Source organism: Capnocytophaga sp. oral taxon 332 str. F0381 (assembly GCF_000318275.2).
In the GTDB taxonomy this organism is placed as follows: Bacteria; Bacteroidota; Bacteroidia; order Flavobacteriales; family Flavobacteriaceae; genus Capnocytophaga; species Capnocytophaga bilenii.
In genome coordinates this window covers 954-1,988 of record NZ_KB291274.1, presented here as the reverse complement: position 1 = coordinate 1,988, position 1,035 = coordinate 954, and the positions used below count along the sequence as shown (strand labels likewise).

At 30.7% G+C, this 1,035-nt stretch carries 2 protein-coding genes; both read right to left on the bottom strand.

Annotated elements, in window-relative coordinates; translation table 11 throughout:
- Nucleotides 1-50: 50 nt before the first annotated feature.
- Nucleotides 51-374 (bottom strand): hypothetical protein, encoded by a 324-nt coding sequence (locus HMPREF9075_RS02995; RefSeq protein ID WP_157049206.1) that lies wholly within the window; start codon nt 372-374, stop codon nt 51-53.
- 11 nt (nt 375-385) lie between these two features.
- Nucleotides 386-1,035, bottom strand: a 650-nt coding sequence (locus HMPREF9075_RS14050; RefSeq protein ID WP_009415004.1) for an RHS repeat-associated core domain-containing protein, incomplete at its 5' end; no start/stop codon positions are given.

Below are 1,035 nucleotides of genomic sequence, written 5' to 3'. Positions count from 1 at the left end.
CCTCATACGGCGTTCCTAAATGGTCGGTGAGGATACTATACGATTTACATTTACTCTGATATGTTTTCTTTTATAAAATCATCAAAATCACTATAAAAAGTATTTAGTTTTTCTTCTTCATCAATAAATAAAGTGTTGTAAACTATATTCCAAGGAACTGGATGATCAAACTTATCATCATATTTCTTATAAAGCCAACCATTAAAATTATAAACAAATTCCTTATCAATTATTTCTTCAACACCTTCATCTATTTTAGCTCCAATATAACCTAATATATAGTAGTAAAGATTGTTTAAATTCTTTTCATTACCAAAAAACATCTCATATTTTATTTTTAACAAATAAACTAAATCAATTATTGTTCTTTTCATTTTCACTCTTATTACCATTCTAAAATTTCTAAATTTTGTATGTTATAACTATGATTTAAATGGTATTCTAAATCATCAAGCCAATCATCATATTTAATTCCGTTGGGATTCAGATTGTCAAAAATTGTATCCTCAACCTTTATACCCTGATGATAATAATTGGTTCCAATTGTGTCATTCTTTTTTGATTTGACAAATGGAGCATTTGTATTTCGAATTTCAATATGTTCACCAACAATTCCCTCTTTTTTCATTTTAGTTTTTAGGTCATTTGCAAATGTTTTACATTCAAATAATTTATTAGCTCCTTTTGCAGTTTGAGCTAATTTTCTTGTTTTTGCAACATCACAATCCAACCCCCAGACATCAATCCAAGTATTATTATCTCCTACATACCCATACAAAGTAGGGTTTCCTCCAGCAAGACCTATTGGGTCTTGTGAAATATAAGCCCCTGTCTCAGGGTTATAATACCTAAACCTATTATAAGCTAACCCAATCTCCTCATCATAGTATTGCCCTTGATATAAGAAAGGAATAAACGAGCTATCACCAGCAATAGCATTCCCATAAAGGTCTAATTCTCGTGCCCACACCTTTTCTCCATTTTCATCATACGCTTCATATGGCGTTCCTAAATGGTCGGTGAGGATGCTATACG